Origin of the sequence: Bariatricus sp. HCP28S3_F11 (genome assembly GCF_052065395.1) — a bacterium.
In the GTDB taxonomy this organism is placed as follows: domain Bacteria; phylum Bacillota; class Clostridia; order Lachnospirales; family Lachnospiraceae; genus Allocoprococcus.
Genome location: NZ_JBQHUC010000009.1, coordinates 62,376 through 76,792 on the forward strand (window position 1 = coordinate 62,376; position 14,417 = coordinate 76,792).

Below are 14,417 nucleotides of genomic sequence, written 5' to 3' on the forward strand. Positions count from 1 at the left end.
AGTTGAAAGTAAGTAAAATGCGTTTAGAGTACGTAAGAAGTTTTATTGGAGTTGTAAATTACAAAAGTTTCTCTTTGGCTGCCAAATATCTCTATTTGTCACAGCCGACAATCAGCACACATATCAAACAACTGGAAGCCGAACTGGGGGTACAGCTTTTGGTTCGTTCGACAAAGGATGTTTTGCTTTCTGAGGAAGGAAAGGTATTTTATCCATATGCATTGCAGTTATTAGAGACGGAGAATCAGGCACTGAAACAATTATGCCGAAGTGAAAATGAGATGAACCAAATGGTCAATGTAGCTGTTTCATCGGTGCCGGGGCATTATATGTTTCCGCAGTTTTTGGCTTATTTTCGAACTAAGAATCCAGATATATGTTTCCGGATTTCGGAAGGTGACAGCGGTGATGTTCTGCAGAAAATTTTGGATTATGAAGTAGAAATCGGGATTGGAGGACTTGATAGCGAAAGTGAAAAGATTCATATGGAAATGTTGTTTGAAGATGAGATTATCCTGATTACACCCAACACGGCAAAATACAGGAATATGAACGGAAAATTCCCGGTTGAGCAGATGAGAAAAGAGTGGTTTATAACGCGTGAATTGGGCAGTGGGACAAAGAATGTCTCTGAAAATATAGAACAGGCACTGAAGCTGGATACTACATCATTGCATGTGGCGGCGCAGTTTGAATCTTCAGAGATGGTGCGAAGAGCAGTAGAAGCGGGAGCAGGAATTGCGTTTATCAGTAAAACCGCAGCAAAGGAATCTCTGGATAAGCAGAAAGTACTGGAATTCTCTTTTGGCGGAGTGAATACAAAGCGGAAAATGTACTTAATGTATCACAAAGAGAGGAGACTGGGAGAAGCAGCGGAACAAATGATCGGTACACTTAAAGATTACTGTGTGGAAAAATACAGCATTATATAATGAATAAAAAAGGGTGCTGCCCCATAGATGATGATTTATCTATGGGGCAGCACCCTTTTTAGACGGCGGCAACCTGGTGGACATGCCGTAGATTCCGTCTTTATTATTCTTTCCATCTTAATAATACGCGTTCACAAAGAACTAAGATTGTATCAATAAGGAAGCCGATAAGTCCGGCAATCACCATATAAGCGAGAACCTTCTCTGTCTGCAGTCTTCCTTGTGCTTCCACCATTATGTAACCGAACCCGGCACTTGTCGCAATGAACTCCGCTCATTGTGCATGTGCGTGATGCGAAGTATTTGGCGACTTGGTTCAAGTCCTGGAGAAAGAATATGAAGGACGGGTAAATGTAAAAATTTATCGTGCTGGAAAAGATTTCGATTATATAAAAAAGTATGGAGCAACTACGAAAAGTATGCTGATTATTAATGAGAAAAAAGCAATTACAAAGCTGACGAAACCTGCTGTGCGTCAGGCTTTTGAGGAGGCATTGAAGTTATGATATCCGAATTGGGAAGTTTTATTTTCAGCATCATTCAGTCCGCGTGGTCAATGCTGAACAGTTCTTCTTCGTGGATGGTATTCAGTTTTGCTGTGGCAGGTGTGCTGCATGAATTCCTGAAACCGGAGAAGATTCAGAAAACCGCGATCGGTTCCAAGAGGATCAGCGGAGCCTTCTGGACAACATTGTCCGGAATGTTTATACCAATCTGTAGCTGCGGAACGATTCCGCTTGGAATCAGTATGTATTACAGTGGTGCATATCTGGGGCCGACACTGGCATTTATGACCAGTACACCGATGATCAATCCTCTGGCTGTGATTCTGGCATGGGGACTTTTGGGAAAAGAAATTACGATTATATACATAATAACCGGATTTGTCGCGCCGATGATTATTGGAATCGTGGCAAATCATTTCGCGGGGAATGAACTGCATATCGGTCTTCGAAATAAGAATAATGAAGAAGCAGAAGGAACCATTTCCCTGGAAACAGACGAAGAGGAAGAACCGGCTATGATCCAGCTGGAATTCGAGGAACCGTCCGTCTGGGAAAAACTGAAGAGTGGACTGAGATGGTCGTTTACAGAACTGAGCGTGACTATCAGCAAATACACGGTGTCCGGAATGCTGATCGCGGGATTTCTTTTTACAGTGGTACCACAGTCATTTGTGCAGGATTATCTGGGGAATCCGGGTATGATCTCCCTTCTGGGGATTACAGTTGTCGCAGCACTCATGTATGTCTGCGCAGTAGGACACATCCCGTTTATTGCAGCGCTGGTTGCGAGCGGTGCGGCCCCCGGAGTGGCAATCACCTTTTTGATGGCCGGGGCCGGAACCAATATCCCGGAGCTGCTTACGATTTCCAAAACGATTGGGAAACGAGCCATGTTTATGTATTTTTCCATGGTGGTTGTGATATCCAATCTGGTTGGTTATCTTACAAACCGTCTGCTTATGCCGGGATTCAATCCGGTACTGGATTTTGACAGAACGTCACACACGATTCAGCAGGCCAATAAACTGATCATTGCACTGCCGGATTGGGGCGAATGGATCTGCAGTGGGATTCTGGTTGCGTATGCAGCATATGCATTGTTTAAGGCTGTCAGGTCTAAAATGAAGAAGGCATAGCAGATGAACAGCGATAAGAAGATTGCGGTTTTTCTGGCAGGTTTTATTCTGGTCGGAGTTATGGTAACCGTTTTCTTCCCGAAGGAAAGGGAGAAAAATGTGGATGCAGTGATCCGGATCGGTGCAGGAGACGATATCTCCGGAGTGCTGATGAATGAAACGGTTGAGGAAAATGAGAACGTCATGATTTATGGACCAACCGTGATGAATGCAGAAGTGATCTGTTTTAAAGATGATTTTGATCAGGTAAGAACGGTTGGAGTCAGTCAGGGAAGAGAGCAGGAAAAGGCAGTTGCGCAGAAAACCTACCCCCAGAATGAAAAATTTGAGGAAATTACGCAAAAAGGAATTCTGTATTCTCTGGAAGACGGACAGGTGGACGCAGTGATTCAGGATTTAACAAAGGCAGCGGGAGTGCCATCTTACTTGTGCAAGCCGCTTTCTGACACGGATTATATTTCCTATGTTATCGTCGTTGACAAAAAGTTTGCTCAGACGGAAGCGTTTGCAGATTTTATAAATAGCTACAACAAAGCAGTTGACAAGCTGAATAAGCCGGAATACCTGGCAGAGAAACTGGGAGTGGAAAAAAGCTGGTTTCAGGATAAAACAATTCAATTTTTACGGTTAGAAGAAAGTGAGGATTAGAAAATGTCCATATCAGTAGAAGGAATTTCGAAAACTTTTAAGGGCAGGAAAAGAAGCTACGGCTTAAGTGACAAAAGAAAAAGGAATTGCAATTAATTATTTTAGAAGGAAAAAGTTTAGAAGGGAAGCAATTGAATATGGAACAGAATGTAGAGCGTAAGTTTAATAGCAGACAGAATCAGGTGAGACATTATATTCTGGAGTTTACAGTGAATGAAGGCAGAGCATTTAATCTTGAGGAAGATAAAGCAGGTGTGCTTTAGGAACTGTCTATGACGGAGCAGGAATATTGGGACTGTATCCGCGGTATCCGGCGAACCGGTCTTTGTAAAAATTGTGAATGGAGAAGTGGCAGATTATGCGCCGAACACGCAAGAGAAATCCTTGAGAACATGATTATTCCTCAGATGGAAGAAGATCGTCACGGAGTTGAGGTTGCTGGTATGATGTTCTTCTTCGACAATGCATATATGCTTGTCGAAGGATCTGATATCGCTGCAAGACTTCAGAAATTAAGTGAGAAGACAGGCGTTCTTCTGATGGCATGCGACAGATGCTGTTACCAGAGAGATATCGCTGACAAGCTGATCGCACCGGCAGGAATCGGATGTTTCCCGAACGTATACGCAGCACTTGCACCGGCAGGAGTGGATCAGGTGATTACTCTGTAAAAATATGAAACAAAAATGGCGGGAAATTTACTTGAATTTCCCGCCATTTTTGTCAGCTTAGCTGAGTTCAATTTTTACAGCTTCTTCCGGTTTGAAATCATTTGCCAGATCGTACAGGTTATGACCTGTAGATTCACTGAGAACTCTTCCTTTGTAGGAATAGCAGCGGATAAAACGTCTGTTGTCGATAGATGACCAGTGTTCTACATCCCATGTAAGATATCCGTCAGCATCGGATCTTGGTGCCGGGAGATATACATCAACCTGACGTCCTGCTACCATGATATCAATCAGTCCCTGAGTATCAGCCTCTAATTCTACATTGTTTACAGTATCATATACTTTCATTGCAAAAACCTCCTTTAACTTGCTGGATGGATAGTCGCCCCGACTTCCATTTTTACACTACCTCTAGTATACATAAGTAGGAGACAAGGGGCAAGAGAAAAATATATTTTTCTTTAAGAAAGAATGTGATATACTACAAATGTATCATGCAAATTGGTATGGACTATAGAGACAAATGAAGGGTGACAAAAATGATATTTGATACACACGCTCATTATGATGATGAGCAGTTTCAGGAAGATCGGGATGCGCTTCTGGAAGCAATGCCGTCCCTTGGGGTAGGAACGATTGTAAATGTAAGTGCCACGTATGAATCTTGTTTACACGCAGTGGAGCTTGCAAAGAAGTATCCGCATGTATATGCGGCTGTCGGGATTCATCCGGATGAGGTGGGGGTTCTTGATGAGGAAAAGTTCGCAAAGATGCGGGAATTTTTTAAAGAGGATAAGGTGGTTGCGGTTGGAGAAATCGGTCTGGATTATTATTGGGATAACGAATCGCATGAGGTTCAGAGAAAGTGGTTTGTACGTCAGCTTGAACTGGCAAAGGAACTGAATCTCCCGGTGGTGATCCACAGCCGTGATGCTGCTGCGGATACAATGTATGTGATGGAGAATTATGCGAAAGATCTTGAGGGTGTGATTCACTGCTATTCCTATTCAAAAGAGATGGCTGAGGAATATGTGAGGATGGGATTTTACATTGGAATCGGCGGAGTGGTTACGTTTAAGAATTCAAAGAAGATGAAAGAAGTCGTGGGGGCAGTGCCACTGGAGCGTATCCTTCTGGAAACAGATTGCCCTTATCTTGCACCGGAACCGTTTCGGGGTAAGCGGAATCAATCATCTTATTTATTATATGTTGCAGAGCAGATTGCTGAATTGAAGGGGATTTCGGCAGAAGAAGTGATTGCCACAACGGAAGAAAATGCACGCAGAATGTATCGGCTGGATCCTGTTTAGCAGGCAGAATCCCTGCCGTATTATGTGAGAAACGAGAGGAGACAGCAAAGTGAAAGAACCGACATTAGGGAATCCGCAGAATACCATTGAGATTCTGCAGAAATATCGATTCAATTTTCAGAAGAAATTCGGACAGAATTTTCTGATTGATACGCATGTACTGGATAAGATTATCCGGGCAGCGGACATTACGAAGGATGATTTTGTGTTGGAAATCGGGCCGGGGATTGGAACGATGACGCAGTATCTTGCATGTGCGGCGCGAGAAGTGACGGCGGTGGAGATTGATAAAGCATTGATCCCAATCCTGGAGGATACTTTATCAGATTATGATAATGTGACAGTGATTAACGAAGATATTCTGAAAGTGGATATTGCTGCGCTTGCAGAAGAGAAAAATGGAGGAAAGCCGATTAAGGTGGTTGCGAATCTTCCATATTATATTACGACACCGATTATCATGGGACTGTTCGAAAATCATGTGCCGCTGGAGAGTATTACAGTTATGGTGCAGAAGGAAGTGGCAGACCGAATGCAGGTAGGACCAGGTACAAAGGATTATGGTGCTTTGTCGCTTGCGGTTCAGTATTATGCCGAACCGTATATTGTTGCAAATGTACCGCCGAATTGTTTTATGCCGAGACCTACTGTGGGATCTGCTGTGATCCGACTTACCAGACATGCGCAGCCGCCGGTACACGTCAGAGATGAAAAACTGATGTTCCGGATTATCCGGGCATCGTTCAATCAGAGGAGAAAGACGCTTGCGAACGGGCTTAAAAACTCGCCGGAATTGGATTTGCCGAAAGAGGTCATCAGTGAGGCAATCGACCGTCTGGGAAGAGGGGCAAGTATCAGGGGAGAGGCTCTTACACTGGAAGAGTTTGCAGAACTTGCAAATCACATCGGTGAGCTGATGTAGAATATAGGAGGAAACAAGTATGAGGTATCAGATACAAGGTGACACATTACCGGTAGTAATCTGCGAACTGGAGGATGGGGAGCAGATGGTGACAGAGAGAGGATCTATGTCATGGATGTCTCCGAATATGAAAATGGACACATCTACCAATGGAGGAATCGGTAAAGCATTCGGAAGAATGTTTTCCGGAGAATCCATGTTTCAGAATACTTACACGTCTCAGGGCGGGAAGGGACTGATTGCATTTGCATCCAGTTTTCCGGGTTCGATTAAGGCGTTTGAGGTGAGACCGGGACAGGAATATATTTTTCAGAAGAAGGCATTTCTGGCTTCGGAAGCAGGAGTAAGCCTGACCGTGCATTTTCAGAAAAAAGTAGCCTCTGGACTGTTCGGAGGGGAAGGTTTTATCCTGCAGAGAGTATCCGGAAATGGAATTGTATTTGCAGAATTCGATGGACACGTTGTGGAGTATGATCTGCAGCCTGGACAGCAGATCGTGATAGATTCCGGATATCTTGCCGCAATGACTGCGAGCTGCCAGATGGATATCCAGACGGTACCGGGACTTAAAAATATGGTATTCGGAGGCGAAGGACTGTTTAATACTGTAATTACCGGACCGGGGCATGTATGGCTTCAGACGATGCCAATCAGCAGTGTTGCAAATGCACTGAGACCGTATTTCCCAGCTGGAAATTAATGTAACAGTTTTTGTCAAATCTGCTTGGCTCAGAACAGTAACAATTAATAATTAGGTTATAAAACTTTAAGAATTATAGGATTGTATTTTTGTATACTATTTGATAGAATAGAGCAACACACCAAAATTGGAGACGCTTGATGGCGAAAGGTACTTATTGGTTTAAGACAGAAAGAAAGGGGTATGGTAGATGACCAATAACGGAAAAACTGTGGAGCAGGTGTTGTTCGAGAATACACCGGAGATTGAGAGACTTGCGGCGCTCTGTGAGAAGAGTAATGCGATCGACAAGGAGCTTTACACGGAATATGATGTGAAGCGTGGTCTTCGGGATGTGAATGGGAAGGGTGTACTTGCCGGGCTTACGAATATTTCGGATGTCTGCGCAAAGAAGATCGTGAATGGCGAAGAAGTCCCTTGTGAAGGCAATCTCTATTATCGGGGGTATAATATCAAGGATCTTGTCAGAGGATTTCTGGAGGCAGGACACTTTGGATTTGAGGAAGTCGCATATCTTCTGCTCTTTGGAGAACTTCCGAATGCTAAGCAGCTTGCGGAGTTTCATGAGATGCTGGTGGAGCGAAGAACCTTGCCGCCGACATTTGTCAGGGATGTTATTATGAAAGCCCCCAGTCGTGATATGATGAACAGCCTGTCGCGTTCAATTCTGAATTTGTATTCTTATGATGACAAGGCAGATGACACAAGCATTCCGAATGTCCTGAGACAGTGCTTGAATTTGATCAGCCAGTTCCCAATGCTGATGGTTTACGGCTATCATGCATATAATTATCGCATGGGTGATGACCTTTATATTTATGCACCGGAGCCGGATAAATCTGTAGCGGAGAATATCCTGATGATGCTGCGTGAGGACAGACAGTATACCGATCTGGAAGCGAAGCTTCTGGATATGGCACTTGTACTGCATATGGATCATGGCGGCGGAAATAATTCGACATTTACGACGCACGTTGTGACTTCATCCGGAACGGATACCTATTCTACCGTGGCAGCGGCGATGGCTTCTCTGAAAGGCCCGAAGCATGGAGGTGCCAATATCAAAGTGACTCAGATGTTTGCCGATATGAAGAAGGAAGTAAAGGACTGGGACGATGATGATGAGGTGCGTGCATACCTGGAAGGCCTTTTGAACAAAGAGCGATTTGACAAGAAGGGGCTGATCTATGGAATGGGGCATGCGATTTACTCTGTTTCTGACCCGCGTGCAGATATCTTTAAGAGCTTTGTAGAAAAGCTTGCTGTCGAGAAGGGGTGTCAAAAAGAATACAATCTGTATGCAAAAGTAGAAAAGATGGCGCCGGAGATCATAGCACAGAAGAGAAAGATGTACAAAGGTGTAAATGCGAATGTGGACTTCTACAGTGGACTGGTATACAGTATGCTGGGAATTCCGGAGCAGCTTTACACACCGATTTTCGCGACAGCACGTATAGTAGGCTGGAGTGCACATCGTCTGGAAGAGTTGAAAAATGTAGATAAGATCATTCGTCCGGCATATAAGCCTCTGGCACCGCACAGAGAGTATGTGAAGATGGAAGATAGATCATAGTATATGAGAAGAGCAGTTGTTTAACTGCTCTTTTTGCTTACCCAAAATATAGACGAAAAGTCAAGAAAAAGATTGACATTTAGAAATATTGAAGTAAAATATGTTTAGTATCGAACAATTCGAAAACGAACTAAAAGAAAGGCGGTAGTCGGATGACAGAAAAGAAGCGGGATCAGGTCGGTCTGGTCCTCAAGCGGCTGGATCATATGATGCGCCGGAACCTGTCGATGCATGTGAAGGAAGCAGGAATCGATGAGATTACACTGATGCACGGATGGATCATTCGGTATCTGTATGAGAACCGGGACCGCGATATTTTTCAAAAAGACATTGAAAAGCACTTTTCAGTAGGACGTTCGTCTGTCACGAACGTTATTCAGTTGATGGAGAAAAAAGGATATCTTCGGAGAGAGTCGGTGGACTATGATGCCCGCCTTAAGAAAGTATTGCTCACAGAGAAAGGGATTTATACCCATGAAAAAATCGAAGGGATCATCAGTGGACTTAATGTCAGGACGCTGGAAGGAATCTCAGATGAAGAATTGGATGCCTTTTTTATTGTTACTGAGAAATTAGAGAAAAATCTTATAAAACAAAAGGAACTTTTTATCAACAAGGAGGAGAGAGATGATTCGGACATTACTGAAAGAAGTAAAAGAATTTAAAGCTGCATCAATCATAACGCCGATGTTCATGATTCTGGAAGTGCTCATGGAAATGATGATTCCGTATTTGATGGCTTCTATTATTGATGACGGAGTCAATGCCGGAGACATGGGACACATTTACAAAGTCGGAGCGGTGATGATCGTTGCAGCCTTTGTGGGGCTTTTTGCCGGAATTATGGGAGGAAGGTTCGGAGCGAAGGCTTCCACAGGATTTGCGAGAAATTTAAGAGAAGCGATGTTTCGCAATATCCAGACATTTTCATTTTCCAATATTGATAAGTTCAGCACAGCCGGGCTTGTGACAAGACTTACGACGGATGTGACAAATATCCAGAATTCCTATCAGATGGTACTCAGGATGTTTACACGTGCGCCTGCCAGCCTGATCTGTGCGATGGTGATGGCATTCCGTATTAACGCGCGCCTGGCTTCCATCTACCTGATTGCTGTAATTATTCTGGGAGGAATTTTGTTCTTTATCATGAGCAATGCAACCAAATATTTTCAGATGGCTTTTCCGAAATATGATGATATGAATGCTTCTGTGCAGGAAAATGTGTCAGCGATCCGGGTGGTAAAAGCTTATGTAAGAGAAGAAGAGGAAACACAAAAATTTAAGCGGACGAGTGAGAATATTTATAAGATCTTTAAAAAGGCTGAATGCAATCTGGTTTACAATTCACCGATCATGCAGTCTACCGTTTATACCTGTATTCTGCTGATCAGCTGGCTCGGTGCAAAAATGATCGTTTCTGATACATTGACCACCGGAGAATTGATGAGTCTTCTGACATACTGTATGAATATTCTGATGAGTCTTATGATGCTGTCCATGGTTTTCGTTATGATTTCCATGAGTATGGCAAGTGCTAAACGTATTTCTGAAGTTCTAAGTGAGACCAGTGATCTGAAGAATCCGGAAGAACCGATTCATGAAGTGAAAGACGGTTCTATTGAATTCAGGAATGTGGATTTCTCTTATAAAAAAGATGCAGGAGAGCCGGTGTTGAAGGATATTAATATCTGTATTCATTCCGGTGAAACGATCGGAATTGTCGGAGGGACGGGAAGTGCGAAAACTTCGCTTGTGAATCTGGTAAGCCGTCTGTATGACGTGACGCAGGGAGAAGTGCTTGTAGGCGGAAGAAATGTTAAGGAATATGATATGGAATCCCTCCGTAATCAGGTTTCCGTCGTGCTGCAGAATAATGTACTGTTTTCGGGTACGATTCTGGATAATCTGCGTTGGGGTGATAAAAATGCGACTCGTGAAGAATGTGAGAAGGCATGTCAGCTGGCATGTGCGGATGAATTTATCCAGAGATTCCCAAGAGGCTATGAGACACATATCGAGCAGGGAGGAAATAACGTATCCGGCGGCCAGAAGCAGAGACTTTGTATCGCGAGGGCACTGCTTAAGAAACCGAAGATTCTGATCCTGGATGACAGTACCAGTGCGGTGGATACGGCAACCGATGCCAAAATCCGCAAAGCTTTTGCTGAGGAAATACCGGATACGACAAAACTGATTATTGCACAGAGAATTTCAAGTGTGCAGAGTGCGGACAGGATCCTTGTCCTGAATGAAGGAAAAGTGGATGGATTCGGAACGCATGAAGAGTTGCTTGCCGGAAATGAGATTTACCGTGAGGTATATGAATCTCAGACAAAAGGCGGCGGAGATTTTGATGAAAAGGCGGGTGAATAGAAGATGGCAGGACCAATGAAGCCGGGAGCTCCAAGAGGAACAAAACCGAAGGTTAAGGATCCCGGGAAATTATTTATAAGACTGATGAAATATGTTCTCAAAAGCTATAAGATCCATTGTATTTTCGTGTTCTTATTCATTTGCGGAAGTGTGCTTGCAAATGTGCAGGGAACCATGTTTACCAAGAACCTGATCGATGACTACATTACGCCGTTTCTGCTTTCCGACACGCCGGATTTCGGACCGCTTGCACATGCGATTGGCAGAGTGGCCGTGTTCTATGCATTGGGAGTACTGTGTACCTATTTGTATAACCGGATCATGGTCAATGTAACGCAGGGAACGCTGCGGGATCTGCGAAATGATCTGTTTGAACACATGGAAAAACTGCCGATCAGGTATTTTGACTCTCATGCTCATGGAGATATCATGTCGGTCTATACGAACGACATCGACACGTTGAGACAGATGATCAGCCAGAGTATTCCGCAGGTGATCAACAGTGGATTTACGATCATCAGTGTATTTGTCAGTATGCTGATCTTGAATATTCCGCTTACGATTGTGACCCTGGTTATGGTGGCGCTCATGATCAAAGCGTCCGGATTCGCGGCAGGCAAGAGTGGAAAATATTTCATGGAACAGCAGGTGAATCTTGGAAAGGTTAACGGATATATTGAGGAAATGATGAATGGACAGAAGGTTGTCAAAGTCTTCTGCCATGAAGAGGAAAATGAAGAACGATTCAAAGAACTGAACGATCAGCTCTTTGAGAGTGCAGACAGAGCCAATACCTTTGCCAATGTGTTAGGACCGATCAACGCACAGCTTGGAAATGTGAGCTATGTAATCTGCGCGATTGTGGGAGGTATTCTTGCGCTGAATCATGTGGGCGGATTTACACTCGGCGGACTTGCAAGTTTCCTGACTTTTAATAAGAGCTTCAGTATGCCGATTAACCAGATCAGTAACCAGCTCAATGCGGTTGTTATGGCAATGGCCGGTGCAGAGAGAATTTTCCGGATGATTGATGAACCGATTGAGAAGGATGAAGGTTATGTTACGCTGGTCAATGCAAAAGAAGAAGACGGAAAGCTTGTAGAGAGTGCGGAGCGTACCGGAAGATGGGCATGGAAACATACGCATCAGGCAGACGGAACTACAGATTATGTAGAAGTGAAAGGTCATGTAGTCTTCAACGGAGTTGATTTCGGATATACAGACGAGAAGATCGTTCTTCACGATGTGAAACTTTATGCGGAACCGGGACAGAAGATCGCATTCGTAGGATCTACCGGAGCAGGAAAGACGACGATTACCAATCTGATCAACCGTTTCTATGATATTCAGGACGGTAAGATCCGGTACGACGGAATCAATATCAACAAGATCAAGAAACCGGATCTGAGAAGGTCTTTGGGAATCGTACTCCAGGATACACACTTATTTACCGGAACGGTCAAAGAAAACATTCGTTACGGGAAACTGGATGCGACCGATGAAGAGGTCATTGCAGCGGCAAAGCTTGCCAATGCAGACGGATTTATCCGAAGACTCCCGCAGGGGTATGATACCATGCTTCACGGAGATGGGGCAAACTTAAGTCAGGGTCAGAGACAGCTTCTTGCGATTGCCCGGGCAGCGATCGCAGATCCACCTGTACTAATTCTTGATGAGGCGACCAGCTCGATCGATACAAGAACCGAGCGAATCGTTCAGGACGGTATGGATAAACTGATGCACGGACGTACCACATTTGTCATCGCTCACAGATTGTCAACGGTACGGAATTCAGACTGTATCATGGTTCTCGAACAGGGAAGAATTATTGAGCGGGGAACGCACGAACAGCTTATGGAGGAAAAAGGAAAGTATTATCAGCTTTATACCGGGAATGCAATCAGCGCGTAAATGAAAAATATGGAATTTATGTCAGGGGATGTGCCCTTCGGAAACGAAGAGACATCCCCTGATGTCGTATCCGGGCACCCGATAAAACAGATTGCTTTTTCCTGTGCAATACCATATACTTTTATTTGTATGAGAGCGAAAAGAACTGGTCGGTGCTCGTTGTATATGCGTGTACCTGTCTGGACGAAGTGGGCAAGATCCCATGGGTGATGTATCACTATCGTAAATACATATGGGTCAAGGACTTGACCCGTGAGCTTTAAAAAAGAAGGAGGAAGAAAAATATGATGATTATTGGAGTGATTCTGGCGGCTCTTGCAGTGCTGATTCTCATTGTAGTGCTCCGCGCGGTCATGCTGAAGCCGACTGAAGCAAAGGAAGCAAAAGTGAAGCTTGATACGAGTCAGCGGAGTGTGGAATACGGAAAACGTCTGGCAAAAATGATTCAGAAAGAGACGATCTCCTGTTTGAATCAGGAAGACAGAAGCAAGTTCTATGAATTTCATGAGGTTTTGGAAGAATTATTTCCGAACGTGCATAAGAACTGTGAGAAGCATGTATTTAACGGAAGCCTGCTCTTTAAATGGAGCGGAAAAAGCAGTCAAAACCCGATTCTTTTTATGAGCCACCAGGATGTGGTAGAAGCAGGCGGAACTTGGGAACATGCCCCTTTCAGTGGTGACATCGACGAAGAAGGAAGAGTATGGGGAAGAGGAACGGTGGATACCAAAGGAAGCCTTTTCTGCATCTTCACGGCGATCGAAGAACTGATCGGAGAAGGATATCAGCCGGAAGTAGATGTCTATATCGGAAGCAGCTGTACTGAAGAGTGGAGCGGTGACGGAGCTCCGGCTACCGTTGAATATCTGAAAGAACAGGGAATCGAACTTGCGCTGGTACTGGATGAAGGCGGCATGATTATCGAAGAGCCGATCGGTGGAGTCAAAGGAACCTATGGCATGGTCGGCGTTGTGGAAAAAGGATATGGGGATGTCAAATTCACGGCCAGAAGCAACGGAGGACACGCGAGCGCACCGAAGAAGAATTCTCCGCTTGTTCGTCTCGGAAAATTTATGGTAGATGTAGAAAAACACAGCCCGTTCGTGAACAAATTCACACCGACACTGGATGAAATGTTCCGGCGCTGCGCTCCGAATATGGATTTTGGAATGAAAGTAATCTTTGCCAATATGTGGCTGTTCAAGCCGCTTCTGGAGAAATTACTTCCATCTATCAACTCCGTGGCAGGCGCGATGATCCACACGACACTCGCATTCACCACGGCAAAAGGATCCGATGGCCTGAACGTACTCCCCCAGGAGGCCTATGTGACCGGCAATATGCGTTTCAGCCATCACCAGCCAAATGAAGAGAGCATCAAAGCCGTGAGTGAAATCGCAAAGAAATATGATATCGAGACAGAAATCATCTGCCAGGATCCGCCATGCCCGATCGTAGATTATAACAGCAATGCATTCCGTCTTGTAGAAGAAACAGCAAAAGAAATGTATCCGGGAATCGGTATCTGCCCGTATATCATGACCGGCGGAACCGACGCAAAATACTATTCCGAAGTCAGCAAAAACTGTATCCGCTTTGCGCCGCTGTACATCGATGGGCAGCAGTACGGAAGCATTCATGCGTTGAACGAGAATATTTATCAGGGGACACTTCCGATGGGAGTTGACTTTTATAAGAATGTGGTGAAGAAGAGTCGGTAGTCATCCCTTGA

General features: G+C 44.4%; 15 protein-coding genes and 1 pseudogene. 14 read left to right on the top strand and 2 right to left on the bottom strand.

Annotated features, from left to right (window positions below):
- Positions 1–17 precede the first annotated feature (17 nt).
- The gene (locus ACTNBR_RS06405; protein ID WP_427808116.1) at positions 18–932 is read left to right on the top strand and encodes a selenium metabolism-associated LysR family transcriptional regulator; all 915 of its coding nucleotides are present in this window, start codon (positions 18–20) and stop codon (positions 930–932) included.
- 103 nt (positions 933–1,035) lie between these two features.
- Here ACTNBR_RS06405 and ACTNBR_RS06410 read toward each other — a convergent pair.
- Positions 1,036–1,206 (bottom strand): annotated as a pseudogene (locus ACTNBR_RS06410) (ABC transporter permease subunit SaoP); the annotation flags it as partial.
- Here ACTNBR_RS06410 and saoT point away from each other — a divergent pair.
- The 5 genes from saoT (at position 1,196) to saoD (ending at position 3,893) form a co-directional block, all read left to right on the top strand.
- Positions 1,196–1,438 (top strand): thioredoxin-like (seleno)protein SaoT, encoded by a 243-nt coding sequence (saoT, locus tag ACTNBR_RS06415; RefSeq protein WP_441017165.1) that lies wholly within the window; start codon positions 1,196–1,198, stop codon positions 1,436–1,438. The pseudogene ACTNBR_RS06410 and the gene saoT sit on opposite strands and share 11 nt — an antisense overlap.
- Complete coding sequence (gene saoE, locus ACTNBR_RS06420) at positions 1,435–2,574, top strand: efflux transporter SaoE (RefSeq protein WP_441017162.1); 1,140 nt, start codon at positions 1,435–1,437, stop codon at positions 2,572–2,574. The genes saoT and saoE overlap by 4 nt, the downstream gene beginning before the upstream one ends.
- Before the next feature lie 3 nt (positions 2,575–2,577).
- On the top strand, positions 2,578–3,222 hold the full coding sequence (gene saoB / locus ACTNBR_RS06425) for an ABC transporter substrate-binding (seleno)protein SaoB (RefSeq protein ID WP_441017159.1): 645 nt from the start codon (positions 2,578–2,580) through the stop codon (positions 3,220–3,222).
- 137 nt (positions 3,223–3,359) lie between these two features.
- Positions 3,360–3,485 (top strand): hypothetical protein, encoded by a 126-nt coding sequence (locus tag ACTNBR_RS06430; protein ID WP_441017156.1) that lies wholly within the window; start codon positions 3,360–3,362, stop codon positions 3,483–3,485.
- A 9-nt stretch (positions 3,486–3,494) separates the two neighbouring features.
- Entirely contained in the window at positions 3,495–3,893 is a 399-nt protein-coding gene (gene saoD / locus ACTNBR_RS06435) for a DsrE-related protein SaoD (protein WP_441017153.1), read from the top strand.
- 57 nt (positions 3,894–3,950) lie between these two features.
- Here the strand turns inward: saoD and ACTNBR_RS06440 are convergent, their stop codons facing one another.
- Positions 3,951–4,241 (bottom strand): hypothetical protein, encoded by a 291-nt coding sequence (locus tag ACTNBR_RS06440; protein ID WP_441017150.1) that lies wholly within the window; start codon positions 4,239–4,241, stop codon positions 3,951–3,953.
- A 191-nt stretch (positions 4,242–4,432) separates the two neighbouring features.
- Here ACTNBR_RS06440 and ACTNBR_RS06445 point away from each other — a divergent pair, with 191 nt between their 5' ends.
- The 8 genes from ACTNBR_RS06445 (at position 4,433) to ACTNBR_RS06480 (ending at position 14,406) form a co-directional block, all read left to right on the top strand.
- Positions 4,433–5,203 carry a TatD family hydrolase gene (locus ACTNBR_RS06445; protein WP_427808128.1) on the top strand — a complete coding sequence of 257 codons (771 nt, stop codon included), beginning with the start codon at positions 4,433–4,435 and terminating at the stop codon, positions 5,201–5,203.
- 49 nt (positions 5,204–5,252) lie between these two features.
- Positions 5,253–6,125 carry a 16S rRNA (adenine(1518)-N(6)/adenine(1519)-N(6))-dimethyltransferase RsmA gene (gene rsmA / locus ACTNBR_RS06450; protein ID WP_427808104.1) on the top strand — a complete coding sequence of 291 codons (873 nt, stop codon included), beginning with the start codon at positions 5,253–5,255 and terminating at the stop codon, positions 6,123–6,125.
- Positions 6,126–6,144: 19 nt separating this feature from the next.
- A complete protein-coding gene (locus ACTNBR_RS06455) occupies positions 6,145–6,825 on the top strand; it encodes a TIGR00266 family protein (protein ID WP_427808102.1) in 681 nt (226 codons plus the stop codon).
- 190 nt (positions 6,826–7,015) lie between these two features.
- The gene (locus ACTNBR_RS06460) at positions 7,016–8,398 is read left to right on the top strand and encodes a citrate/2-methylcitrate synthase (RefSeq protein ID WP_427808100.1); all 1,383 of its coding nucleotides are present in this window, start codon (positions 7,016–7,018) and stop codon (positions 8,396–8,398) included.
- Positions 8,399–8,550: 152 nt separating this feature from the next.
- The gene (locus tag ACTNBR_RS06465) at positions 8,551–9,063 is read left to right on the top strand and encodes a MarR family winged helix-turn-helix transcriptional regulator (protein ID WP_427808098.1); all 513 of its coding nucleotides are present in this window, start codon (positions 8,551–8,553) and stop codon (positions 9,061–9,063) included.
- Positions 9,026–10,774, top strand: a complete 1,749-nt coding sequence (locus ACTNBR_RS06470) for an ABC transporter ATP-binding protein (RefSeq protein WP_441017147.1) — start codon at positions 9,026–9,028, stop codon at positions 10,772–10,774. Before ACTNBR_RS06465 ends, ACTNBR_RS06470 begins: the two co-directional genes overlap by 38 nt.
- Before the next feature lie 3 nt (positions 10,775–10,777).
- Positions 10,778–12,685, top strand: coding sequence for an ABC transporter ATP-binding protein (locus ACTNBR_RS06475; protein WP_441017144.1), 1,908 nt, complete (start codon positions 10,778–10,780; stop codon positions 12,683–12,685).
- A gap of 284 nt (positions 12,686–12,969) precedes the next feature.
- Positions 12,970–14,406, top strand: a complete 1,437-nt coding sequence (locus ACTNBR_RS06480; protein ID WP_441017141.1) for a M20/M25/M40 family metallo-hydrolase — start codon at positions 12,970–12,972, stop codon at positions 14,404–14,406.
- Positions 14,407–14,417 lie beyond the last annotated feature (11 nt).

What these genes read in the sequence shown, in the direction of transcription:
- ACTNBR_RS06460 (WP_427808100.1), top strand. Translation starts at nt 7,016, where the DNA reads ATGACCAATAACGGAAAAACTGTGGAGCAGGTGTTGTTCGAGAATACA.
- ACTNBR_RS06465 (WP_427808098.1), top strand. Translation starts at nt 8,551, where the DNA reads ATGACAGAAAAGAAGCGGGATCAGGTCGGTCTGGTCCTCAAGCGGCTG.
- saoD (WP_441017153.1), top strand. Translation starts at nt 3,495, where the DNA reads ATGACGGAGCAGGAATATTGGGACTGTATCCGCGGTATCCGGCGAACC.
- ACTNBR_RS06405 (WP_427808116.1), top strand. Translation starts at nt 18, where the DNA reads ATGCGTTTAGAGTACGTAAGAAGTTTTATTGGAGTTGTAAATTACAAA.
- ACTNBR_RS06470 (WP_441017147.1), top strand. Translation starts at nt 9,026, where the DNA reads ATGATTCGGACATTACTGAAAGAAGTAAAAGAATTTAAAGCTGCATCA.
- ACTNBR_RS06445 (WP_427808128.1), top strand. Translation starts at nt 4,433, where the DNA reads ATGATATTTGATACACACGCTCATTATGATGATGAGCAGTTTCAGGAA.
- ACTNBR_RS06480 (WP_441017141.1), top strand. Translation starts at nt 12,970, where the DNA reads ATGATGATTATTGGAGTGATTCTGGCGGCTCTTGCAGTGCTGATTCTC.
- ACTNBR_RS06440 (WP_441017150.1), bottom strand. Translation starts at nt 4,241, where the DNA reads ATGAAAGTATATGATACTGTAAACAATGTAGAATTAGAGGCTGATACT.
- saoB (WP_441017159.1), top strand. Translation starts at nt 2,578, where the DNA reads ATGAACAGCGATAAGAAGATTGCGGTTTTTCTGGCAGGTTTTATTCTG.
- ACTNBR_RS06455 (WP_427808102.1), top strand. Translation starts at nt 6,145, where the DNA reads ATGAGGTATCAGATACAAGGTGACACATTACCGGTAGTAATCTGCGAA.
- ACTNBR_RS06430 (WP_441017156.1), top strand. Translation starts at nt 3,360, where the DNA reads ATGGAACAGAATGTAGAGCGTAAGTTTAATAGCAGACAGAATCAGGTG.
- ACTNBR_RS06475 (WP_441017144.1), top strand. Translation starts at nt 10,778, where the DNA reads ATGGCAGGACCAATGAAGCCGGGAGCTCCAAGAGGAACAAAACCGAAG.
- saoE (WP_441017162.1), top strand. Translation starts at nt 1,435, where the DNA reads ATGATATCCGAATTGGGAAGTTTTATTTTCAGCATCATTCAGTCCGCG.